Here is a 22566-nt window from a genome sequence, read left to right as displayed (position 1 = left end):
CGGTCGGAGCGGGTGGGCCGGGCGCTTAGGCTGACGGTCATGACGTGGCTGATCACAGGCGGAGCGGGATACATCGGGTCACATGTGGCGCGGGCCATGGTGGCGGCGGGAGAGCGGGTCGTGGTGCTCGACGACCGCTCGACGGGTGTGGTGGGCCGGCTACCGGACGCCGTCACACTGGTGGAGGGCTCGGCCTCGGACCGGGCGCTGCTGGACCGGGTGCTCGCCGAGCACGCGGTGAGCGGTGTGGTGCACCTCGCGGCGAAGAAGCGGGTCGGCGAGTCCGTGGAGAGCCCCCTGCTGTACTACCGGGAGAACGTCGCCGGGCTGACCGTGCTGCTGGAGGCCGTGGTCGCGGCGGGCGTGCGGCGCTTCCTCTTCTCGTCGTCGGCGGCCGTCTACGGCGTACCGGACGTGGACCTCATCACCGAGGAGACGCCCTGCCTGCCGATCAACCCGTACGGCGAGACCAAGCTCGCCGGGGAGTGGCTCGTGCGGGCGACGGGCAAGGCGCACGGGATCTCCACCGCCTGTCTGCGGTACTTCAACGTGGCGGGCGCGGCCGAGCCGGGCCTGGCGGACACCGGGATCTTCAACATCGTCCCGATGGTCTTCGACCGGCTGACGCGCGGTGACGCGCCCCGGATCTTCGGCGACGACTACCCCACGCCCGACGGCACGTGTGTCCGTGACTACATCCACGTCGCCGACCTCGCCGAAGCCCACCTCGCCGTGGCGCGGAAGCTGGGTGTGCGCGAGGGCGGCGATCTGACGCTGAACGTCGGCCGGGGCGAGGGCGTGTCGGTACGGGAGCTGATCGACGTGATCCGCGAGGTGTCCGGGCACCCGGTGGAGCCGGTGGTGGAACCGCGCCGCCCGGGGGACGCGGCCAAGGCGGTGGCCTCGGACGCCCGGATGGTGCGGGAGCTGGGGTGGACGGCCCGCCGGGACGTCCGCTCGATGGTGGCGTCCGCCTGGGAGGGGTGGTGCCTGCGCCACCCCGAGGCGCGGGTGGACGCATCGTAATTGATCACGCCAGCGCTCTGACCTGCGGAACGTTTCCGCAGGTCAGAGCATATGACAACGGTGTTCAGTGCCGTGTTGCCCGATACCCCCCGCCCGTAGTTCACTGACGCCGTCGGGCGGTTTCGCCCGCACTGCCGCACGGACACGGGAGGCGTTTCGCATGGGGGCTGGCCACGATCACGGGCACACGCACGGCGGGCCGCCCCCGACGGGCACGGCGGCCGCCGCGTACCGGGGCAGGCTCCGGGTCGCTCTGGGGATCACCCTGAGCGTGATGGCCATGGAGATCGTCGGCGGTGTGCTCTCCGACTCGCTGGCCCTGATCGCGGACGCCGCCCATATGGCAACCGACGCTCTGGGGCTCGGGATGGCACTGCTCGCCATCCACTTCGCCAACCGGCCTGCCGGGCCGAACCGCACCTTCGGCTTCGCCCGCGCCGAGATCCTGGCGGCGCTCGCCAACTGTCTGCTGCTGCTGGGCGTCGGCGGCTTCCTGATCTTCGAGGCGGTCGACCGGTTCATCACCCCGGCCGAGACCAAGGGGGGCCTCGCCATCGCGTTCGCCACCGCCGGTCTGGTCGCCAATGTCGTCTCCCTCTCGCTGCTGATGCGCGGACAGAAGGAGAGCCTCAATGTGCGCGGCGCCTACCTGGAGGTGCTGGCGGACACCCTGGGGTCGCTCGCAGTGATCATCTCGGCGGGCATCATCATGGCGACCGGCTGGCAGGCCGCCGATCCGATCGCCTCCCTGGTGATCGGCCTGATGATCGTGCCCCGCACGGTGAAGCTGCTGCGGGAGACCCTGAACGTGCTGCTGGAGGCGGCGCCCAAAGGCGTGGACATGGCGGAGGTACGGGCACACATCACGGCCCTGCCCGGCGTCCTGGGCGTCCACGACCTGCACGCCTGGACGATCACCTCGGGGATGCCGGTGCTCTCCGCGCATGTGGTGGTGCGCCAGGAGATGCTCGACTCCATAGGGCACGAGAAGGTGCTGCACGAGCTGCAGGGCTGCCTCGGGGACCACTTCGACGTGGAGCACTGCACCTTCCAGCTGGAGCCGAGCGGGCACGCGGAGCACGAGGTGCATCTGTGCCACTGAGCCTTGTTCTGCGCCACTGAGCTTCGTTCTGCGCCACTGAGCCGGGCGTGGCGGCGGTGCTAGGGTGATGTCTCCGAGACGTTCGAGTCTCGCGGTGGACGGCCCCGGTTGACCGGGACCCTTTCGAGAGGAGCTGAGGTTGATGACGGTCGCGACGACGCCTTCCCGGCGCGGCAATCGGTCCTTCCTCATCTCCCGGGTTTCCGGCTAGGTCCACTTCTCCTCGGATCGGGTCGGAGCCCTCACACCCAAGGGTTCCCACGTTGACCGACCACATCGACGACGCCTCGCGCACCGAGGCGTTCTTCACCCTGCACCACCGTCTCCCCCGGCAGAGCCCCGGCTCCGACGCCACCACGCGCCGGCTGCTGGATCTGACCGGCCCCTTCCCCGACCGTCCACGCGTCCTGGACCTGGGCTGCGGTCCTGGCCGTGCCACCCTGCTGCTCGCCGCCGAGGCGGGCGCCGAGGTGACCGCGGTCGACCTGCACCAGCCGTTCCTGGACGAGCTGCGCGAGGCGGCCGGGGCGCGCGGCCTGGGCGACCGTATCCGTACGGTCCGGGCCGACATGGGCGACCTCACCGGCCCCGGCTTCCCGCCCGGCTCCTTCGACCTGATCTGGGCCGAGGGGTCGGCGTACTGCATCGGCTTCGCCACCGCCGTACGGGACTGGCAGCGGCTGCTCGCCCCGGGCGGCGCGATGATGATCTCCGAGTGCGTCTGGACCACCGACGCGCCCTCGGCGGTGGCGCGCGACTTCTGGGACCGCAACGGCTCCCTGCGCACCCTGCCGGAGACCACGGCGGCGGCCGTCGCCGCGGGCTGTACGGTCTCGGCGGTACTGCTCCAGCCCGACAGCGACTGGGACACGTACTACGTCCCGCTCGCCGAGCGCGTCGAGAGCGCCGACCCGGCGGCTCCCGGCGTGTCTCCCGGCATGGAGTGGGCGCTCGCGGCCACCCGTGAGGAGCTGGCGGTGCGGCGTGAGTACGGCGGTGAGTACGGCGGTGAGTACGGCTACGCCGCGTACGTGCTGCGCCCGGCCGATCCCCGCTGGACCACCCGGCCGGAGACGGCGGCGGACCGGGAGGCCGTGCACGCGGTCAACTCGGCCGCCTTCCCGACCCGGGACGAGGCCGACCTCGTGGACGCGCTGCGGGCCGACGCGGATGCCTGGCTGCCGGGTCTCTCGTACGTGGCCGAGGCACCGGACGGGTCCGTGGCGGCGTACGCGCTGCTGACCCGGTGCCGGGTCGGGGACGCCCCGGCGCTCGCGCTGGCCCCGGTGGCCACCTCTCCCGCCCATCAACGGCAGGGGGCCGGGCAGGCCGTGGTGCGGGCCGTACTCGATGAAGCCCGGGTACGCGGCGAAGCGCTCGTGGTGGTGCTCGGGCACCCCGACTACTACCCGCGCTTCGGCTTCGGACCGGCGTCCCGCCACGGGATCCGGCCGGGATTCGAGGTGCCGGACGAGGCGATGATGGCGCTGGTCCTGGACGATTCTGTTCCGGTTCCGGTGGGCATGATCCGTTATCCGGCGGCCTTCGGGGTCTGACACGCATGTCCGCCCCGCCGCGCCCGCAGGGCGCGGCGGGGCGGACATGCCCGGAACCGAAGTACGGACAAGCGGCTTTTGTACGGCAGACTTGGCCGGACTCGAGGGGTCCGGCGCACGAGGCCGGGGACCACAGACAAGGATGGGTATGCCGACCACACCAGCCACCGCGACGCACAGCTCGTCGAACGGCACCGCAGAAGCGATCATGCTCGAACTGGTCGACGAGAACGGCACCACCATCGGCACCGCGGAGAAGCTGGCGGCCCACCAGGCCCCCGGGCAGCTGCACCGCGCGTTCTCCGTCTTCCTCTTCGACGAGCGGGGACGGCTGCTGCTCCAGCGCAGGGCGCTCGGCAAGTACCACTCCCCCGGCGTCTGGTCGAACACCTGCTGCGGGCACCCCTACCCGGGCGAGGCCCCCTTCGCGGCGGCCGCCCGGCGTACGTACGAGGAGCTGGGGGTCGCGCCCTCACTCCTCGCCGAGGCGGGCACGGTCCGCTACAACCACCCGGACCCGGCCTCGGGCCTGGTGGAGCAGGAGTTCAACCACCTGTTCGTGGGAATGGCGCGGGAGGAGCTGAAGCCGGACCCGGAGGAGGTCGACGAGACGGCCTTCGTGACGGCGGCGGAGCTGGCGGAGCGGCATGCGCAGGCGCCGTTCTCGGCGTGGTTCATGACGGTGCTGGACGCGGCGCGTCCGGCGATCCGTGAGCTGACGGGTCCCCCCGCGGGCTGGTGATCCTCGCGCGGATCGCGTACGGGGCGGTCAGAGCTGCGTCTTCAACGGCAGCGCCGCCCAGATGATCTTGCCGCCGCTCGCGGTGTGCTCCACGTCGCAGGTGCCTCCCGCCTCCGCGGTGACCACCTTGACCAGCAGCAGCCCGCGGCCGCCCGTCTGCGCGTAGTCCGTCTCCAGCGCGGTGGGCCGGTAGGGGTGACTGTCCTCGACGGAGACTCTGACCCAGTCGGCACCGATGGCCACCTCGACCGCCAGCTCGGGCGAGAGCAGCGCCGCGTGCTTGACGGCGTTGGTGACCAGCTCCGAGACGATCAGCAGCAGCCCCTGGAGGATGTCCTCCTCGATCGGCACGCCCTGGCGGTCGAGAAGGTCGCGCACGGCGTGCCGGGCCTGGGGCACGGACACTTCCAGGGCGGGGGCGGTGAAACGCCACACCCCCTCGTACGACACGGGTTCGGCAGGGGCACTCCCGAGGCTCTCCATCGTCCGGCACCAGCTCTCACTCGCACTGCACTGACCGTCGAGTAAAGAGTGTTGGGAATGGCTTGGTCCGTACCGTGCCACTGATCGGAAATAGCCATGTATCGGCGCTATTTGACCGAAGGGGCGCGCTGGTGACGGGTGACGGACTACTTCCGCCCGTCTCCTGGGGCCTTGGGCGGACTGTGCGTAGCCGGGCCGGGTGCTTCGAGCCGATCCGAGACCATGCTGACGATGCGCCGGCCGCCGACCCCGATCGCGATGAGGCCGAGGCCGTCGAAGAGCAGGGCCAGCGAGAAGAAGACGCCGAGAACGTACAGGCTGCTGTGCGGCCAGTCGAACAGCACCAGCAGGCCGAGCAGCAGCCCGAAGGCGCCCTGCAGCAGCGTCCACCCCATCTGCGGACCGCGCACGACGACGCTGCCGACCAGCCGGAACACCCCGCCCGTCAGGAAGAGCAGCGCGGCGAACATGGTCAGCGCCTCGGCGGTGCCCTCCGGGTGGCGGATCACCACGACACCGGCGGCGAGGTTCAGCGCGGCGACCACTACGCCCAGCCAGAAGTAGTTGGTGCCGCGTGACTCGATCGCGTGCGCCAGAGCGACGATGCCACCGATCAGCAGCAGCCAGCCGAAGAGCAGCATCGAGGTGAGGGTGGCGACACCGGTGTAGATCAGGCCGACGATCCCCGCGATCACGAGCAGCGTGCCGAGGAGGGCGAGCCAGCTGAAGCTGCGGCTGAGCTTTCTGCCCTCGGTAGTGGTTTTGCTCTTACCGCCCTTGGTGCCGGGTCCGTGCTTCCTTCCCTCGGCGGTGGGTCCGTTCATCGACAGCTCCTTACGGTGCGTGTCCGCTTCGCGACCCCTTCTTGATCATAGGTTCGAACCCTGCGGATAGCATCCGGCGCATGGACCGTACGGAACCCCAGCTCCTCTGCTCCGTCGACGGCGCTGTCGCCACCGTCGTGATCAGCCACCTCGCCAAGCGCAACGCCATGACCGCCGCGATGTGGCGGAGTCTGCCGGAGATGTTGGAGCGGCTGGCCGCCGACCCGGCGGTCCGGGTGCTGGTGCTGACGGGCGCCGGTGACACCTTCTGCGCCGGGGCGGACATCTCCACGCTGCGCGAGAGTGCCGGGGACGCCCAGGTACTGGCGGTGGCGGCCGAGGAGGCGTTGGCCGCGTTCCCCCGGCCGACGCTCGCCACGGTGCGCGGCTACTGCGTGGGCGGCGGCAGCCAGCTCGCGGCCGCCTGCGATCTGCGGTTCGCCCAGGAGGGCGCCCTGTTCGGCGTCACCCCGGCCAAGCTCGGCATCGTCTACCCGTCCCCCTCCACCCGGCGGCTGGTCGCCCTCGTCGGCCCGGCCACGGCAAAGCATCTGCTCTTCTCCGGCGAACTGATCGACACGGAGAGGGCTTTGCGCACCGGGCTGGTGGACGAGGTACTGCCGGCCGGCGGACTGGACGAGCGGGTGGCGGCGTACGCGGAGTTACTGGCCTCGCGCTCCCAGCTGACGCAGGCGGCGGCCAAGGAGTTCGCGGCAGGGCGGCAGGACCGGGACGTGCACTGGGCCGGTCAGGCGCAGGGCAGCGGCGAGACCGCGGAGGGGGTCGCCGCCTTCCTGGAACGGCGTGCGCCGCGTTTCACCTACATCACCCCCGCGGAGGGCCCTACTGGGTGACGTGGCGGCTCCTCGCCCGCCACTCCTCGACCAGGGCCGCCGGCGCCTTCTCGGGGGACCCGCAGTCGTAGGGCGGCTGCGGGTCGTACTCGGTGAGCAGCTGCACCGAGCGCGCCGCGTCGTCGCCCGCGATCCGGCCGAGCAGGGTGAGGCCCATGTCGATGCCGGAGGAGACGCCGGCCGCGGTGACGTACTTGCCGTCGAACACCACCCGCTCCCCCGTCGGCTCGGCGCCGAACCCCTCCAGGAGCTCCAGCGCCAGCCAGTGCGAGGTGGCCCGCCTGCCCTTGAGCAGGCCGGCCGCCGCCAGCAGCAGGGAGCCGGTGCAGACGGAGGTCGTCCAGGTGGTGGTGGCGTCCACCGCGCGCAGCCAGCCGAGCAGCGCGGCGTTCTCCATCTGGTCTCCCTGCCCCGGACCGCCCGGCACGATCACGAGATCGGGTGACGGGACCTCGGCGAAGGTTTTCTGGGCGACGAGTGCGAGGCTGCCGCTGTCGTTGGCCACGGGGCCGGTCCGTTCGGCGACGAAGACGACCTCGGCGCCGGGGGCGCGGCTGAGGATCTCGTACGGTCCCGCCGCGTCCAGGGCGGTGAAGCGGTCGAAGAGGGTGATGGCGATCTGCACGGGCTGCCTTTCGGTGGACGGGGCGGGTCAGGTGGTGGACACCGGCGCACGGAAGCGGCGGCGGTACTCGGCGGGTGCCGTGGCGAGGGCTTTCACGAAGGCGCGGCGCATGGCTTCCGGCGTGCCGTAGCCGCTGGCGCGGGCGACCTGTTCGACGGAGTCGCAGGTGTCCTCCAGGAGCCGGCGGGCGTGCTCCAGTCGCACGCGGTCGACGTAGCGCCCCGGTGTCGTACCGGTCTCCGCCCTGAACGCGCGGGCGAAGTGCCGGGGCGAGAGGCGGGCGCGGGCGGCGAGGGCGTCCACGGCGAGGTCGGCGTCCGGGTGCCGGGTGATCCAGTGCTGGACCTCGCGCAGGGGCTCGCGCTGTGCGGTCTGGGCGCTGAGCTGGGCGCTGAACTGGGCCTGGTTGCCAGGGCGGCGCAGGAAGACCACGAGGTGGCGGGCGATGGTCAGGGCGAGGTCCCGGCCGTGGTCCTCCTCGACGAGGGCGAGTGCCAGGTCGATGCCCGCGGTGACGCCCGCCGAGGTGGCCAGCCGTCCGTCCCGTACGAAGATCGGGTCGGGGTCGACCTGGACGTCGGGGAAGTCGCGGGCGAGCTGCTCGCAGTAGTTCCAGTGGGTGGTGACCCGGTGGCCGTCCAGGAGGCCCGCCCCGGCCAGCAGCAGGGCCCCGGTGCACACGGAGACCAGCCGCTCCGCCCGCGGCCCGTGGGCCCGCAGCCAGGCGGTCAGATCCGGGTGGGCGGAGCGCGTGCCGTGCCCGCCGGGGACCAGCAGGGTGTGCGGTACGGGTGCGTCGGCCAGGCTGCTGTCGGGCATCAGGGTCAGCCCGCTGGTGGCCCGGACAGGGCCGCCGTCGAGGGAGGCGGTCCGCAGGTCGTAGGAGACGCCGGGTGCGCGGGAGGCTCCGGCGAAGACCTCCATCGGGCCGGTCGCGTCGAGGCTCTGGATGCCGTCGAAGAGGACGACGAGCACGGTTCGCTGGATCACATCTGCCATCCTGGGCGGCGGGCGGCGATGGCCACAATGACGAATACCCCACCTTTTCTGCCGTCGCACCGTTCCCCGCGCTCGACCGCTCCCCCGCCTTCCCGCCGTACCGACCAGTCGGTAACGTGCGGGTATGAGTACTCTTCCGGCCCGCGCGGAACGCCGCTGTCACAACGCCGTCAACCCGCTGCACTCGTGCCTCTTCTTCTCGCCCGATCTGGGCGCCGAGCTGGGAAAGCTCGGCGTCGAGGACCCGAGCGCCGTCTACTTCGCCACCCGGGCAGCGGCGTTCGGGCCCGTGGGGGCGGGCACCGTCACGGCGACCTTCTACAACTTCAACCCCGCCCTGGTGGCCCGGCACGTGCCCGCCGTCTGGTCCGTGGCCTCGCCCGAGCAGGTGCTCGGGGCCCGGCTGCGGGCGGCGGACGCGACGCTGCGGCGGCTGCTCGGCGAGGAGATCATCGCCTCCGACGAGATGGCGGAGGCGGCCCGGCTCGCGCTGCGCGCCACCGAGGCCTGCACCCCGCACGCCCGGCCGCTCTACGCGGCCCACGCGGGGCTGCCGGTGCCCGACGAACCGCACCTGGCGTTCTGGCACGCCGCGACCCTGCTGCGCGAGCACCGCGGCGACGCCCACCTCGCCGCGCTGCTCGCCGCCGGTCTGGACCCGGTGGAGTCGCTCGTCAGTCACACCGCGACCGGTAGGGGCATGGCGATCCGCTGGACCCTGTCCTCCCGCGGCTGGCGCCGCACCGACTGGGAGGCGGCGTCCGGCCGGCTGCGGGAGCGCGGTCTGCTCGTCGCGGGCGAGGAGCCGGCGCTGACCGAAGCGGGGACGGCGCTGCGTGCGGAGGTGGAGGAGGCGACGGACCGGATGGACAGGGCCCCGTACGAACACCTGGGCGCCGAAGGGGTGGTGCGGCTGACCGAGCTGGGGCGCGGCTTCCTGTTCACGGCCGCCGAGAACGGCGCTTTCCCGGCCGAGGCGACCGGGCCCTGACCCCTGCTGCCGCGCCGGAGTCCTCGAAGGCGGTGGCGGGGGCTCCGGGCGTGTTCACCGAGGTCGCGCGACATCGGCCCCGGCCACCCGGCACAATGCAGGCGAGGTAAGAACGTGCTCATCGCACCGCGAGCACGGCCAGCACAGCCAGTACGAGAAGGCGAGTCGGGAAAACCGTGACGACGTCCATCGAAGGCAGGATCGCCGAGGAGCTCGGCGTACGTGAGCGACAGGTCAGGGCGGCCGTCGAGCTGCTCGACGGCGGGTCCACCGTGCCGTTCATCGCGCGCTACCGCAAGGAGGCGACCGAATCGCTCGACGACGCGCAGCTGCGCACGCTGGAGGAGCGGCTGCGATATCTGCGGGAGCTGGAGGAGCGGCGTACCTCGATCCTCGACTCCGTCCGCGAACAGGGCAAGCTCGACACCGCGCTGGAGGCCGCGATCCGGGGTGCCGAGACCAAGGCGCGCCTGGAGGACATCTACCTGCCCTTCAAGCCCAAGCGGCGGACGAAGGCGCAGATCGCCCGGGAGGCGGGACTCGAACCGCTGGCGGACGGCCTGCTCGCCGACCCGTCGGTCGACCCCCTCGCCGCCGCTGCCGCGTTCGTGGACGGCGACAAGGGCGTGGCCGACGCGGCCGCGGCTCTGGAGGGCGCGCGCTCCATCCTCACCGAGCGGTTCTCCGAGGACGCCGACCTGACGGGTGAGCTGCGCGAGCGCATGTGGACCCGCGGCCGGCTGGCGGCGAAGGTACGGGAGGGCCAGGAGGAGGCGGGCGCCAAGTTCGCCGACTACTTCGACTTCGCGGAGCCGTTCACCGCGCTGCCCTCGCACCGGGTCCTCGCCATGCTGCGCGGCGAGAAGGAGAACGTGCTCGACCTGGTCCTGGAGCCGGAGGAGCCGGAGGCCGCCGAGCGCCCGGGCCCCTCGACGTACGAGAACATGATCGCCCGCCGCTTCGAGATCGCCGACCGGGGCCGGCCGGGCGACAAGTGGCTCCTCGACACCGTGCGTTGGGCGTGGCGGACCCGGATCCAGGTGCACCTCGGCATCGATCTGCGGCTGCGGCTTCGCACGGCGGCGGAGGACGAGGCGGTACGGGTCTTCGCCTCCAACCTGCGTGACCTGCTGCTCGCCGCCCCGGCCGGGACACGGGCCACCCTGGGCCTGGACCCCGGTTTCCGTACGGGGGTTAAGGTCGCGGTCGTCGACGCGACCGGCAAGGTGGTGGCCACCGATGTGATCCACCCGCACGTGCCCGCCAACAAGTGGGACCAGGCGCTGGCGAAGCTCGCGCACCTGGCGAAGGAGCACGCGGTCGACCTGATCGCGATCGGCAACGGCACGGCCTCCCGTGAGACGGACAAGCTCGCCGGTGAACTGATCGACAGGCACCCTGAGTTGAAGCTCACCAAGGTGATGGTCTCGGAGGCCGGCGCCTCGGTGTACTCCGCCTCCGCCTTCGCCTCGCAGGAACTCCCGGACATGGACGTGTCGTTGCGCGGCGCCGTGTCGATCGCGCGGCGGCTACAGGACCCGCTGGCCGAGCTGGTGAAGATCGACCCGAAGTCGATCGGCGTCGGCCAGTACCAGCACGACCTGTCCGAGGTGAAGCTCTCGCGTTCCCTGGACGCGGTCGTCGAGGACTGTGTGAACGGCGTCGGCGTGGACGTCAACACCGCCTCCGCACCACTGCTCTCGCGGGTCTCGGGGATCAGCTCGGGGCTCGCCGAGAACATCGTGACGCACCGCGACACCAACGGCCCCTTCCGCTCCCGCAAGGCGCTCAAGGACGTGGCGCGGCTCGGCCCGAAGGCGTACGAGCAGTGCGCGGGCTTCCTGCGGATCCGGGGCGGCGACGACCCGCTGGACGCCTCCAGCGTGCACCCCGAGGCGTACCCCGTGGTGCGGCGGATGGGGAAGACGGCGGGCGGCGAGGTCGCCTCGCTGATCGGCAACGCGGAGGCGCTGCGGTCGCTGCGCGCGGCGGACTTCGTGGACGACATGTTCGGTCTGCCGACTGTGACGGACATCCTCAAGGAGCTGGAGAAGCCGGGGCGCGACCCCCGGCCCGCGTTCCGTACGGCGACCTTCAAGGAGGGCGTCGAGAAGCTCGGCGACCTGGAGCCCGGCATGGTGCTGGAGGGCGTCGTCACGAACGTCGCGGCGTTCGGCGCGTTCGTGGACATCGGCGTCCACCAGGACGGCCTGGTGCATGTGTCGGCGCTGTCGAAGACGTTCGTGAAGGACCCGCGCGATGTCGTGAAGCCCGGGGACGTCGTGAAGGTCAAGGTCATGGACGTCGACGCGCAGCGCAAGCGGATCTCGTTGACACTGCGGCTGGACGACGCGCCGGGCGCGGGCGGCGGGCAGGGGCGTGGTCAGGGCCGCGGTGAGCGGGGCGCCCGTCCGCCGAAGCAGCGGCAGGGGCAGGGCGAGCAGGGGTCCGGTGGCGGGCAGAGCCGGCAGGGCGGTCAGGGCGGCGGCCGGGACCGGCGCGGTGGCTCCGGTGGCGGTGGGTCCCGGCAGGGCCAGGGTGCTCCGGCTCCGGCGAACAGCGCGATGGCCGATGCGCTGCGGCGGGCCGGGCTGACCGATCCGAAGCAGGGCGGCCGGGGGCGCTGAGCCCGGAGAGTCACGGGGGTGGGGGCGGGCCGCGGTGTGCGGCCCGCCCCCACCCCCGTACTGCTTCGCAGGCGCGCTCAGACTTCCTTGACCTGGCCGTCCGCCACTTCGATACGGCGCGTGGTGCGGACCGCTTCGAGCATCCGCCGGTCGTGGGTGACCAGCAGCAGGGTGCCCGTGTAGCTCTCCAGGGCTGCCTCCAACTGCTCGATGGCGGGCAGGTCCAGGTGGTTCGTCGGCTCGTCGAGTACCAGGAGGTTGACCCCGCGGCCCTGGAGCAGGGCGAGGGCGGCTCGGGTGCGTTCGCCCGGGGAGAGGCTGGTGGCCGGGCGCATCACATGGTCGGCGCGGAGGCCGAACTTGGCGAGCAGCGTGCGGACTTCGGCCGGTTCCGTGTCGGGCACGGCCGCACAGAACGCCTCCAGCAGCGACTGGGAGCCGAGGAAGAGCCGGCGGGCCTGGTCCACCTCGCCGACCACGACGCCCGAACCGAGCGTGGCGTGGCCGGAGTCGAGCGGGAGCCGCTCCAACAGGGCGGCGAGCAGGGTGGACTTGCCCGCTCCGTTGGCACCGGTGATGGCGACCCGGTCGGCCCAGTCGATCTGGAGCGAGGCGGGGCCGAAGGAGAAGTCGCCGCGCACCACTCGGGCCTCGCGCAGGGTCGCGACGACCGATCCGGACCGGGGGGCGGTGGCGATCTCCATCCGCAGCTCCCACTCCTTGCGCGGCTCCTCGACGGTGTCGAGGCGCTCGATCATGCGCTGGGTCTGCCGGGCCTTCGCCGCCTGCTTCTCGCTCGCCTCGCTGCGCGCGTTGCGGCCGAGCTTGTCGCCGTCGGTGGCCTTGCGGCGGGCGTTCTTGACGCCCTTGTCCATCCAGGAGCGCTGCATATGGCCGCGTGCTTCGAGGGCGGCCCTCTTGTCGGCGTATTCCTCGTACCCCTCGCGGGCGTGCCGGCGCGCGGTCTCACGCTCCTCCAGGTAGGCCGCGTAGCCACCGCCGTACAGGTTGATCTGCTGCTGGGCGAGATCGAGCTCCAGCACCTTGGTGACCGTGCGCATCAGGAACTCGCGGTCGTGGCTGATGACGACCGTCCCGGCCCGCAGCCCCGAGACGAAGCGCTCCAGGCGCTCCAGGCCGTCGAGGTCGAGGTCGTTGGTGGGCTCGTCCAGCAGGAAGACGTCGTAGCGGGAGAGGAGCAGGGAGGCGAGACCGGCGCGGGCCGCCTGGCCGCCGGAGAGGGCGGTCATGGGCAGGTCCAGGCTCACGGTGAGCCCCAGTTCGGAGGCGACCTGCGCGGCCCGCTCCTCCAGGTCCGCGCCGCCGAGGGCGAGCCAGCGCTCCAAGGTCTCGGAGTACGCGTCGTCCGCGCCCGGGGCCCCGGAGACCAGGCCCTCCGTCGCCTCGTCCATGGCGCGCTGGGCGTCGGCGACGCCGGTGCGGCGGGCCAGGAACGCGGCCACGGTCTCGCCCTCGCGCCGCTCGGGCTCCTGCGGGAGGTGGCCGACGGTGGCGGTGGGCGGGGAGAGCCGCAGCTCGCCCTCCTCCGGGCGGTCGACTCCGGCGAGCAGGCGGAGCAGGGACGATTTTCCGGCGCCGTTGACTCCGACGAGACCGATCACGTCTCCGGGGGCGACGACGAGGTCGAGTCCGGCGAAGAGTGTGCGGTCGCCGTGTCCGGCGGCGAGGTCCTTGGCGACGAGGGTGGCAGTCATCAGGGTGCCGATCCTAGTCGCCGATGGCCGGTGCCCTCCGCTGCCCTCTGCCCCCGACGTGGGAATTCCGTTAGCGTCCGGGCAGCGACAGGTGCATACGGACGTGACAGGAGTGACGGTGATGCCGGATGTGGCGGACGTGATCGTGGTGGGCGGCGGGGTCATCGGCCTCACCACCGCCGTGACGCTGGCGGAGCGCGGGCTGCGGGTGCGGGTCTGGTCGCGTGATCCGGCCGCAGCGACGACCTCGGCGGTGGCGGGGGCGCTGTGGTGGCCGTACCGCATCGAACCGGCCGAGCGGGTCGGTGCCTGGGCGCTGGAGACGCTCGCGGTGTACGAGGAGCTGGCGGCCGGGGCCGGTGGGACCGGCGTACGGCTGGTGGCGGGGGTGCACGGCGGTGAGCGGTTCGCGGCGCTGGGGCCGTGGGCGGCGGAGCTGAAGGGTGCGGTGGAGGTGGCTGCCGGGCTGCGATTGGTGCTGCCGCTGCTGGACATGCCGGTCCACCTGGCGTGGCTGGAGCAGCGGCTGGTGGCGGCGGGCGGCGCGGTGGAGCGGCGTGCGGTGGACGGGTTCGCGGAGGCGGCGGAGCGGAGCCCGGTGGTGGTGAACTGCACGGGGCTGGGGGCGCGCGAGCTGGTGCCGGACGCGGGTGTGCGGGCGGTGCGTGGGCAGCTGGTCGTGGTCGAGAACCCGGGGATCGCGGAGTGGTTCACCGCGGCGGACCCGGCGTCCGCCGCGACGACGTACTTCTTCCCGCAGCCGGCCGGTCTGGTGCTGGGCGGTACGGCCGAGGCGGACGACGAGCGCCGGGAGCCCGATGCGGTGACCGCACGGGAGATCGTGGCGCGGTGCGCGCGGGTGCGGCCGGAGATCGCCGGCGCCCGGGTGCTGGGGCACCGGGTGGGGCTGCGGCCGGTGCGGGAGGGCGGGGTGCGGATCGGGGCGGAGGCCCTGCCGGGCGGCGGTGTGCTGGTCCACAACTACGGTCACGGCGGTGCGGGGGTCACCGTGGCCTGGGGCTGCGCACGGACGGCGGCCGCCCTGGTGGGCTGAGCCGCCGCCGTACGTACGAAGGGTCCCCGGGATCAGTCCTGACGCTTCTCGGTCGGAACCTCCTTGTGGCGCTCCGTCGTGACCGTCGTGCCGGGGCCGATACGGATCTCGAAGTCGCCGTCGTACTTGGCGTGCCCCTCGATCACCGCGGACTCGACCGCCTCCACGCCGAACTCCTGGCGGACGATCTGCGGGTCCCTGCGCAGGTCCCGCATCAGGGCGACGCACATGCCGATCATCACGACGACGAAGGGGGCGGCGACGAGGATCGTGAGGTTCTGGAGCCCCTCCAACGCGTTCTCCTTGCCGTCACCGATGAGCAGCATGATCGCGGCCACGGCCCCGGTCACCACGCCCCAGAAGATGACGACCCACTTGCCGGGCTCCAGAACACCCTTCTGCGAGAGCGTGCCCATGACGATCGAGGCGGCGTCGGCACCGGAGACGAAGAAGATACCGACGAGGACCATCACCAGGATGCTCGTCACGGTGGCGATCGGGAACTCCTGGAGGACACCGAAGAGCTGCGCCTCGGGGGTGTCGGCGCCGGTGAGCTTGCCCGCCTCGTCCAGCTTCATGGCCGTGCCGCCGAAGACGGCGAACCAGATCAGGCTGACCGTGCTGGGCACCAGGATGACGCCGCCGACGAACTGGCGGATGGTGCGGCCGCGGCTGATGCGGGCGATGAACATGCCGACGAAGGGCGTCCAGGAGATCCACCAGGCCCAGTAGAAGACCGTCCAGCCGCCGAGCCAGTCGGCCACCTCGCCGCCGCCGGTCGCCTCGGTGCGCCCGGCGAGCTGTCCGAGGTCGCTGATGTAGGCGCCCAGCGAGGTGGGCACCAGGTCGAGCACGAAGATCGTGGGACCGACGATGAAGACGAACAGGACAAGGAACAGGGCCAGCACCATGTTGATGTTGGAGAGCCACTGGATGCCCTTCTCCACACCGGAGACCGCGGAGGCGACGAAGCCGACCGTCAGCACGGCGATGACGGCTACGAGGAGGCCGGTACCGGCCTTCTCCAGCCAGTTCAGCTCCTGGATCCCGCTGCCGATCTGGAGCGCGCCGAGGCCCAGCGAGGCCGCCGAGCCGAAAAGCGTCGCGAAGATGGCCAGGATGTCGATGAAGCGTCCGAAGCCTCCGTGCGCGTGGCGCTTGCCGATCAGCGGCTCGAAGACCGCGCTGATCGTCTGCCGCCTGCGCATCCGGTAGGCGCTGTAGGCGATGGCGAGGCCGACCACCGCGTAGATCGCCCAGGGGTGCAGCGTCCAGTGGAAGAGGGTGGTGGCCATCGCCGTCTGCATGGCCTCGGCCGAGTCGGCGGGGTCGGTGCCGGGCGGCGGGGTGCGGTAGTGGGCCAGGGGCTCGCTCACGCCCCAGAACATCAGCCCGATGCCCATACCGGCGCTGAACATCATCGCGACCCAGGAGATGGTCCGGAATTCCGGCGCCTCACCCTCCTGGCCGAGGCAGATCTTCCCGTAGCGGCTGATGGCCAGCCAGAGGGCGAAGATGACGAAGCCCGACGCGGCGAGCATGAAGGCCCAGCCACCGTTGTGGATCAGCCCCTCGAGCAGTTTGCCGGACGCCGTCTCCAGCGATGAGGTGGCGGTCGCGCCCCAGATGACGAACGCGAGGGTGAGGACCGCCGTGACGCCGAAGACCACCCGGTCGGTGGTCGGGGCCCGGGTGCTGAGAGGTTCGGGGGGAAGGTCAGCCGTGACCGACAGCTCCTCCCGGCCTCCAGCTGACTGGTCGTCCTGGGACACAAATGGCACCTTTCACCGAGTCTGAAAATCGCTCTTCGTAGGCAGTACCACACCCGCCCACGATCTCGAAGGGTCAACAAGCCGTATCAGCTTGACCAGATGTGAGGGAATAGGTCGCCTTCTGGTCGAGGAGCAGCGGAATCAGGCTCCTGGCCGACTGTCGCAGGGGCACATATGCGCCAGCTCCGTCCCGGTGGGACCGGACCCCGTGCAGGGCGAGCTCGTCCTTCACCCCGGCGTACTGGGCCGCGTCAAGCCGGTAGCCGCACGGCGGGTCGGCGAGGATCTCGCCGGGCTCGGCGGGATCGTTGTCCGCGCCACCCAGATGGACGGGGCCGCGGTCGGCGTACCCGGTCACACGCGAGAGCCCGGTGGCCGCACGGATGCGGGCGCGCTGCTCCTCGGTGAAGGCGAAGAGACCGCCGAGGGCCGTCCGCTGGGAGTGGACCCTGCGCCGGTGGTTGAGGGCCGGGTCACCCTTCTCCGCCTCGCTCAGGGCGTCGATGCGTGACTCGACGAGGAGGCCGACCGCGTGCTTCAGGCCGGAGGCGTTGCGCAGGATGCGCTCCTGGCCGTCACCGGCCGTCTGTCCGACGGGGTCGCCGGTGACCGGGTCGGTCCAGATGCCGTAGTGGCCGCTGCTGTAGCCGGCGCCGGTCGCGGCGGGCCGCACGTACTGCTCGGAGAGGGTCCGCGAGACGGCGTGGACGCCGCGCGCGACGTTCAGGTTGCGGGGCCACAGGACGAAGAGGTCCTTGTCGTAGTACGGGGGCGTGGCGCCGTACTCGTGCAAGTCGTAGATGACATCCGGCCGTTCGTCGCGCACGACGGCCGCGACCGCCCGGCCTTCCGCGGTCTCCAGGGCGATGTGGTCCCGGTTGATGTCGACGCCGTCGGCGTTGCCCCGGGTGTCGGCGGCGCGCCCGTCCGGGTTGGCGGTGGGCAGCACCAGGACCGTCGTACGGGAGAGGAAGGAGCGGGTGGCGCGGTCCTGGGCGAAGGCCAGGTCGCGCAGGGTGGTCAGACAGGCTTCACGCCCGGCGGGCTCGTCACCGTGCTGACTGCAGATCAGCAGGACCGTGGTGGCGGCGGGGCGCTGCTTCCCGATGCGTACGAGCTGGAGGGGGCGGCCCTCCTTCGTGGTCCCGATCCGGTCGACGGCGGCCCGGTCGCTCGCCCGGTCGACCGCCCCCAGGAAGGCCTGTTCCTCGCCCAGCCCGGTCCAGCGCGCCCCGTCGCTCGTCTCGAACCCGGTGCGCGGCGGGGGCGGCGCGGCCTCGGCGGGTGCGATGGCGAACGGGACGGCCAGCGCGCCCAGCACCGCTGCCACCACCGCACTCCGGCGCCGGACCGCCGGGCCTCGGCGCCGCGCGCCGGAGGGCGGGCGGCCGGGGTGCGCGACCGGTCCGAGCCACGGGTGCGGGCTGAGCATGCGGAGAGCGCGGGTGATGCGAGGGGTCATCAGCGGCTGCCTCCCGGAGGACGAGCGGGGTACCGGCGGGGTACGAGTGGCGGGCGCCGCGCGCCCGCCAGGTCCGTCGGTGCCGCGGACGTTACCCGGGTCAACTCCTGTGCAACAGGGGGCGATCACGGCGGGTCGTGGCGAGGGCATGGCGATCGTGTGACAGGGATGCCCGGATTCGACCGTCCTGCCCGGCGGGCTGCTCAGCCCCTTTCCTGACCGGTCGGAACCACCCCCCGCCCGGTTCCACGACCGGTAGGCGACACCACCGTCCCGACGACTTCGACACCTGGCTGTACCAGCCGGAGCGGCCGGCGTCCCGGAAGAAGATCGCGGCGACGAACAGGATTCACGACCACGGGGATCATGCCGATCACACCGGTCACGACCATCGCTGATCCGCTGCACATGCTCCATCGGGGCCCTCGGAGCGGTGAGGGTTCAGCCGTTCCTGAGGCCCCCGGTGACGTGCGCGGCGCGGGCCGCCCGTGCCCTCGGCAGATACCGCAGCCGCTCCGGGAGTGCGGGGACGACGACCCGCAGCACCGCGCAGAGCCGCCGCAGCCGCTTCTCCTGGGCCGCCGTCCACGGCAGGCCGATCGCCGCGCGGGCGTCCGGCGGCATGAGCCCGATGGTGACGAACCGCCGACCGCGGGCCAGCGGCGGCAGGAGCACCGGCCACAGCGCGCGCAGAACCGTCCGCAGCGGCCACGGGCCGCGGTCCGGCGGCGGTACGGGCTGGTCGACGTCGACCAGTTCGCGCACCACGGCCGTCGCCTCGATCTCCCCGGCGAGCATCTTCTCCCAGTACGGCCAGAACTCCTCGATCGTCTGCGGCATGTCCCGGTCGTGGATGCCGAGGATCCGGCCGACCTGGAGCCACTCCGCGTACAGGGCGCGTTCCTGCGCGGGGGTCATCGGCCGGATGAGATAGCGCGCAGCGTGCCGGTAGACGGGGAAGCCGGTGGCGTGCACCCAGGCGTAGTTGGCGGGCGTCAGCGCGTGGTACGAGCGGCCCCGGGTGTCCGTGCCCTGGATGGTGCGGTGCAGTCGGCGCAGCCTGCGGCCCTCCTCGGCGGCCTCCGCCCCGCCGTACACCCAGAGCTGGAGCGAGCGCAGGGAGCGTTCGCCGCGCCCCCAGGGGTCGGTGCGGAAGACGGAGTGCTCGTCGACGCCCGCACCGACGGCGGGGTGGGCGACCTGGAGGGTGAGGGCGGCGGGCAGCATCAGCAGAGCCCGGATGTCGCCGGAGAGGCTCCACAGGACCCCGCCGGGCGGGGGCGGCAGGGGCTCCTCGACGCCGCTCGCGCTGCTCATCCGGTGCTCCCGCACTCCTGGCGGGCCTGCGATGCGCTGCCCGTCCCTTCCCTCCATGATCCCTCGCAGGCGGGAAAAGCGTGGGGGCGGGGTCCGGGGCGGCCGGTGGCCCGCTCAGTCGTGGTCGTACACGGTCACGGGCACGCCTTCCTTGATCAGGCGCCCCTCGATGATCGCGCCATCACCTTGACGCCCTCACCCTGCGGCGCGGTGGCGTCCCCCCGTACATACGTCATCCCCGACATGGCTTAACCGTACGGCCCGGCGCTGACAACGGGCCGGGGTGGACGGCGGGGCCGCGGTGTCGGAGACTTTGGCAGAAGTGGTGAGACAGCAGCGCTGTCCGATACGAGCGTTCGACGGCGGGGAGCAGAGATGGCGACGGGGACCGACGAGCCCACGCTCACGGTGGACGAGTTGGCGGCGCGCGCCGGAGTCACCGTACGTACCGTGCGGTTCTACAGCACCCGGGGCCTGCTGCCGCCGCCGGCCATCGGGCCGCGCCGGGTCGGGCGGTACGGGGCCGACCACCTCTCCCGGCTGGCGCTGATCGAGGAGCTCCAGCACCAGGGCATGACGCTCGCCGCCATCGAACGCTATCTGGAGCAGCTGCCGCCGGACCTGAGCGCCCGCGATCTGGCGATCCACCGGGCGCTGGTGGCGTCCTGGGCGCCGGACACGGCGGAGGACCTGACGCGGGTGGAGCTGGAGAAGCGGGCGGGGCGGGCGCTGGCCGAGCCGGATGTGGACCGGCTGGTGGCGATGGGGGTACTGGTGCGGCCGGAGGGGGACGGCGGGGCGTACCGGGTGGACATCGGGTTGCTGCGGCTCGGGGTGGAGCTGCTGGACGTGCCGATCGCGCACGAGACGATCCTGGCGGCGCGGACCGTGCTGCTGGAGCACACACGCTCCGCGGCCCAGGAGATGACGCGGCTGTTCCGGGACGAGGTGTGGAACCCCTACCGGGAGCGCGAGGGTGATCCGGAGCATGTGGCGGCGATGAAGTCGCTGTCCGCTCACATGCAACCCATCGTGGTGCAGGCCCTGGTGACGGCCTTTCAGCGGTCACTGAAGGAGGAGCTGCGGAGCGCGTTCACCGCCGAGTGACGGTCGACGCGCTCCGGAGCGGCCTCAGTCGTGGAAGGTCTCGCCCTTCGCCGCCTTCTCCACGAGCAGCGCGGGCGGCAGGAACCGGTCGCCGTAACGCTCGGCGAGTTCCCGGGCGCGGGCCACGAAGCCGGGCAGGCCGCCCTCGTACCCGTTGATGTACTGGAGCACGCCGCCGGTCCACGGCGGGAAGCCGATGCCCATGATGGAGCCGATGTTGGCGTCGGCGACGGAGATCAGGACGTTCTCCTCCAGGCAGCGGACGCTGTCCAGGGCCTCGGAGAAGAGCATCCGCTCCTTCATGTCCTCGAAGGGCACTTCCGCGTCCGGCTTGGTGAAGTGCTCACGCAGTCCGGGCCAGAGGCCGACGCGCTTGCCCTCCTCGTCGTAGTCGTAGAAGCCCGCTCCCCCGCTGCGCCCCGGGCGCCCGAACTCGTCGACCATGCGGTCGATGACCTCGTCCGACGGGTGGCCGGGCCAGGTGCCGCCGGCCTCCTCCACCGCGCGCTTGGTCTCGTTGCGGATCTTGCGCGGCAGGGTCAGGGTCAGCTCGTCCATCAGGGAGAGCACCTTGGCCGGGTAGCCGGACTGGGCGGCGGCCTGTTCGATCGACGCGGGCTCCACACCCTCGCCGACCATGGCGACGCCCTCGTTGATGAACTGACCGATGACGCGCGAGGTGAAGAAGCCGCGTGAGTCGTTGACGACGACCGGCGTCTTCTTGATGCGCCGTACGAGGTCGAAGGCGCGGGCCAGCGCCTCGTCGCCGGTGCGCTCGCCCTTGATGATCTCGACCAGCGGCATCTTGTCGACCGGTGAGAAGAAGTGCAGGCCGATGAAGTCGGCCGGGCGGGACACTCCCTCGGCGAGGACCGTGATCGGGAGGGTGGAGGTGTTGGAGCAGAGCAGGGCGTCCGGCTCGATGACGTCCTGGATCTCCTGGAACACCTTGTGCTTGAGCGCGGTGTCCTCGAAGACGGCCTCGATCACCGCGTCGCAGCCCGCGAGGTCGGCCGCATCGCCGGTCGGGGTGATCCGGGCCAGCAGCTCGTCGCGCTTCGCCTCCGTCGTACGGCCCCGGGAGAGCGCCTTGGCGAGCAGCTTCTCGCTGTACGCCTTGCCCTTGGCGGCCGCCTCGGTGGAGACGTCCTTGAGGACGACCTCGATCCCGGCCTTGGCGCAGGAGTAGGCGATGCCCGCGCCCATCATCCCGGCACCGAGCACAGCGACCTTGCGGACGGGGCGCTCGGGGATGTCCTTGGGACGGTTGGCGCCGGAGTTGACGGCCTGGAGGTCGAAGAAGAACGCCTGGATCATGTTCTTGGAGACCTGGCCGGTGACCAGCTCGGTGAAGTACCGGGCCTCGATGGTCAGCGCGGTCTCGAAGTCGACCTGGGAGCCCTCGACGGCCGCCGCCAGGATGTTGCGCGGCGCGGGCATGGGCGCGCCCGCGATCTGCTTCTTCAGGTTGGCGGGGAACGCGGGGAGGTTGGCCGCGAACTTGGGGTTGGAGGGGGTGCCGCCGGGGATGCGGTAGCCCTTGACGTCCCACGGCTGCTGGGACTCGGGGTTGGCGTCGATGAACGCGCGGGCCTTGACCATCATCTCCTCGCGCGTGGCGGCGACTTCGTGGACGAGGCCGTTCTCCAGCGCGCGCTGCGGGGTGTACTGGGTGCCCTGGAGGAGCACCTTGAGCAGGGCGTCGGCGATGCCCATGAGGCGCACGGTACGGGTGACGCCGCCGCCCGCCGGGAGCAGCCCGAGGGTGACCTCGGGCAGGCCGATGCGGGAGCCGGGGGCGTCGAGGGCGACGCGGTGGTGGGAGGCGAGCGCGATCTCGTAACCGCCGCCGAGGGCCGCGCCGTTGATGGCTGCGACGACGGGCTTGCCGAGGGTTTCGATGCGGCGCAGCGAGCGCTTGATCGCGGTGCCGGTGTCGAAGGCGGCCTGGGCGTTCTCGGGGCCGACCTTGATCATGTCCTTGAGGTCGCCGCCCGCGAAGAAGGTCTTCTTCGCCGAGGTGTAGATGATGCCGCGGATGGAGTCCTTCTCGGCCTCGGCGCGGTCGGCGATGGCCGCGATGGAGTCCTTGAAGGCCTGGTTCATCGTGTTCGCGGACTGGTTCGGGTCGTCGAGGACGAGGGTGACGACGCCGGTCTCGTCCTGTTCCCAGCGGATGGTGGTGCTCTCGGTCATGTCGGTGTCTTCTCCGTAAGCAGGGGTGGCCGGGCCAGGGCCTGTCGTCGAACTGCCGCCGTCGCCCGGAGGGCGGCCGCGCGGAGGGCGGTGCGTGCGATCGCAAGGCGCTGG

18 protein-coding genes are annotated in these 22566 nt (G+C 71.9%); 9 read left to right on the top strand and 9 right to left on the bottom strand.

The annotated features are described in order from the left end of the window. Positions 1 to 39 precede the first annotated feature (39 nt). The 4 genes from galE to idi all read left to right on the top strand — a co-directional run bounded on the left by galE (position 40) and on the right by idi (position 4426). The gene (galE, locus tag AMK21_RS09120) at positions 40 to 1026 is read left to right on the top strand and encodes a UDP-glucose 4-epimerase GalE (protein ID WP_073876039.1); all 987 of its coding nucleotides are present in this window, start codon (positions 40 to 42) and stop codon (positions 1024 to 1026) included. 160 nt (positions 1027 to 1186) lie between these two features. Further along, a complete protein-coding gene (locus tag AMK21_RS09115; RefSeq protein ID WP_073876038.1) occupies positions 1187 to 2128 on the top strand; it encodes a cation diffusion facilitator family transporter in 942 nt (313 codons plus the stop codon). Between the two features lie 263 nt (positions 2129 to 2391). Next, on the top strand, positions 2392 to 3684 hold the full coding sequence (locus AMK21_RS09110) for a bifunctional class I SAM-dependent methyltransferase/N-acetyltransferase (RefSeq protein WP_073876037.1): 1293 nt from the start codon (positions 2392 to 2394) through the stop codon (positions 3682 to 3684). 148 nt (positions 3685 to 3832) lie between these two features. Next, positions 3833 to 4426, top strand: coding sequence for an isopentenyl-diphosphate Delta-isomerase (gene idi, locus AMK21_RS09105; protein WP_073876036.1), 594 nt, complete (start codon positions 3833 to 3835; stop codon positions 4424 to 4426). Between the two features lie 27 nt (positions 4427 to 4453). On the opposite strand, the gene AMK21_RS09100 is transcribed toward idi, so the two are convergent. After that, the gene (locus AMK21_RS09100; RefSeq protein ID WP_073876035.1) at positions 4454 to 4909 is read right to left on the bottom strand and encodes an ATP-binding protein; all 456 of its coding nucleotides are present in this window, start codon (positions 4907 to 4909) and stop codon (positions 4454 to 4456) included. 146 nt (positions 4910 to 5055) lie between these two features. Further along, entirely contained in the window at positions 5056 to 5733 is a 678-nt protein-coding gene (locus AMK21_RS09095; RefSeq protein WP_073876033.1) for an HdeD family acid-resistance protein, read from the bottom strand. An 80-nt stretch (positions 5734 to 5813) separates the two neighbouring features. Here AMK21_RS09095 and AMK21_RS09090 point away from each other — a divergent pair, with 80 nt between their 5' ends. Continuing rightward, positions 5814 to 6587: an enoyl-CoA hydratase/isomerase family protein gene (locus AMK21_RS09090; RefSeq protein ID WP_073876031.1), complete on the top strand. Its 774-nt coding sequence runs from the start codon at positions 5814 to 5816 to the stop codon at positions 6585 to 6587. Here the strand turns inward: AMK21_RS09090 and AMK21_RS09085 are convergent. Both AMK21_RS09085 and AMK21_RS09080 read right to left on the bottom strand, forming a co-directional pair. After that, positions 6577 to 7212 carry a DJ-1/PfpI family protein gene (locus AMK21_RS09085; protein WP_073876029.1) on the bottom strand — a complete coding sequence of 212 codons (636 nt, stop codon included), beginning with the start codon at positions 7210 to 7212 and terminating at the stop codon, positions 6577 to 6579. The genes AMK21_RS09090 and AMK21_RS09085 overlap by 11 nt on opposite strands. 27 nt (positions 7213 to 7239) lie before the next feature. Continuing rightward, positions 7240 to 8202 (bottom strand): GlxA family transcriptional regulator, encoded by a 963-nt coding sequence (locus AMK21_RS09080; protein WP_073876027.1) that lies wholly within the window; start codon positions 8200 to 8202, stop codon positions 7240 to 7242. A gap of 133 nt (positions 8203 to 8335) precedes the next feature. Between AMK21_RS09080 and AMK21_RS09075 the strand changes: the two genes are divergently transcribed. Continuing rightward, complete coding sequence (locus AMK21_RS09075; protein ID WP_073876025.1) at positions 8336 to 9202, top strand: SCO6745 family protein; 867 nt, start codon at positions 8336 to 8338, stop codon at positions 9200 to 9202. A 176-nt stretch (positions 9203 to 9378) separates the two neighbouring features. Next, on the top strand, positions 9379 to 11829 hold the full coding sequence (locus AMK21_RS09070) for a Tex family protein (protein ID WP_073876023.1): 2451 nt from the start codon (positions 9379 to 9381) through the stop codon (positions 11827 to 11829). A gap of 77 nt (positions 11830 to 11906) precedes the next feature. Here AMK21_RS09070 and AMK21_RS09065 read toward each other — a convergent pair whose 3' ends face one another. Then, entirely contained in the window at positions 11907 to 13544 is a 1638-nt protein-coding gene (locus AMK21_RS09065) for an ABC-F family ATP-binding cassette domain-containing protein (RefSeq protein WP_073876021.1), read from the bottom strand. Positions 13545 to 13665: 121 nt separating this feature from the next. Between AMK21_RS09065 and AMK21_RS09060 the strand changes: the two genes are divergently transcribed. Beyond that, positions 13666 to 14598, top strand: coding sequence for an NAD(P)/FAD-dependent oxidoreductase (locus AMK21_RS09060; protein WP_073876019.1), 933 nt, complete (start codon positions 13666 to 13668; stop codon positions 14596 to 14598). Between the two features lie 32 nt (positions 14599 to 14630). Here the strand turns inward: AMK21_RS09060 and AMK21_RS09055 are convergent, their stop codons facing one another. From AMK21_RS09055 to AMK21_RS09040, 3 genes are all read right to left on the bottom strand, one after another. After that, a complete protein-coding gene (locus tag AMK21_RS09055; RefSeq protein WP_073876017.1) occupies positions 14631 to 16370 on the bottom strand; it encodes a BCCT family transporter in 1740 nt (579 codons plus the stop codon). 73 nt (positions 16371 to 16443) lie between these two features. Then, positions 16444 to 17832: a M14 family metallopeptidase gene (locus AMK21_RS09050; RefSeq protein WP_073876015.1), complete on the bottom strand. Its 1389-nt coding sequence runs from the start codon at positions 17830 to 17832 to the stop codon at positions 16444 to 16446. A gap of 441 nt (positions 17833 to 18273) precedes the next feature. Beyond that, positions 18274 to 19149: an oxygenase MpaB family protein gene (locus tag AMK21_RS09040; RefSeq protein WP_073876011.1), complete on the bottom strand. Its 876-nt coding sequence runs from the start codon at positions 19147 to 19149 to the stop codon at positions 18274 to 18276. A gap of 375 nt (positions 19150 to 19524) precedes the next feature. On the opposite strand from AMK21_RS09040, the gene AMK21_RS09035 reads away from it, so the two are divergent. After that, positions 19525 to 20256, top strand: coding sequence for a MerR family transcriptional regulator (locus AMK21_RS09035; protein ID WP_073876009.1), 732 nt, complete (start codon positions 19525 to 19527; stop codon positions 20254 to 20256). Positions 20257 to 20280: 24 nt separating this feature from the next. Here AMK21_RS09035 and AMK21_RS09030 read toward each other — a convergent pair whose 3' ends face one another. Continuing rightward, positions 20281 to 22452 (bottom strand): 3-hydroxyacyl-CoA dehydrogenase NAD-binding domain-containing protein, encoded by a 2172-nt coding sequence (locus AMK21_RS09030; protein ID WP_073876007.1) that lies wholly within the window; start codon positions 22450 to 22452, stop codon positions 20281 to 20283. Between the last annotated feature and the right edge of the window lie 114 nt (positions 22453 to 22566).

Origin of the sequence: Streptomyces sp. CB00316 (genome assembly GCF_001905595.1) — a bacterium.
In the GTDB taxonomy this organism is placed as follows: domain Bacteria; phylum Actinomycetota; class Actinomycetes; order Streptomycetales; family Streptomycetaceae; genus Streptomyces.
This window is presented reverse-complemented; position numbering and strand designations above follow the sequence as displayed.

Coding starts and splice junctions, on each gene's coding strand:
- galE (WP_073876039.1), top strand. CDS start 40: ATGACGTGGCTGATCACAGGCGGAGCGGGATACATCGGGTCACATGTG.
- AMK21_RS09115 (WP_073876038.1), top strand. CDS start 1,187: ATGGGGGCTGGCCACGATCACGGGCACACGCACGGCGGGCCGCCCCCG.
- idi (WP_073876036.1), top strand. CDS start 3,833: ATGCCGACCACACCAGCCACCGCGACGCACAGCTCGTCGAACGGCACC.
- AMK21_RS09100 (WP_073876035.1), bottom strand. CDS start 4,909: ATGGAGAGCCTCGGGAGTGCCCCTGCCGAACCCGTGTCGTACGAGGGG.
- AMK21_RS09095 (WP_073876033.1), bottom strand. CDS start 5,733: ATGAACGGACCCACCGCCGAGGGAAGGAAGCACGGACCCGGCACCAAG.
- AMK21_RS09090 (WP_073876031.1), top strand. CDS start 5,814: ATGGACCGTACGGAACCCCAGCTCCTCTGCTCCGTCGACGGCGCTGTC.
- AMK21_RS09075 (WP_073876025.1), top strand. CDS start 8,336: ATGAGTACTCTTCCGGCCCGCGCGGAACGCCGCTGTCACAACGCCGTC.
- AMK21_RS09065 (WP_073876021.1), bottom strand. CDS start 13,544: ATGACTGCCACCCTCGTCGCCAAGGACCTCGCCGCCGGACACGGCGAC.
- AMK21_RS09060 (WP_073876019.1), top strand. CDS start 13,666: ATGCCGGATGTGGCGGACGTGATCGTGGTGGGCGGCGGGGTCATCGGC.
- AMK21_RS09050 (WP_073876015.1), bottom strand. CDS start 17,832: ATGACCCCTCGCATCACCCGCGCTCTCCGCATGCTCAGCCCGCACCCG.
- AMK21_RS09040 (WP_073876011.1), bottom strand. CDS start 19,149: ATGAGCAGCGCGAGCGGCGTCGAGGAGCCCCTGCCGCCCCCGCCCGGC.
- AMK21_RS09035 (WP_073876009.1), top strand. CDS start 19,525: ATGGCGACGGGGACCGACGAGCCCACGCTCACGGTGGACGAGTTGGCG.
- AMK21_RS09030 (WP_073876007.1), bottom strand. CDS start 22,452: ATGACCGAGAGCACCACCATCCGCTGGGAACAGGACGAGACCGGCGTC.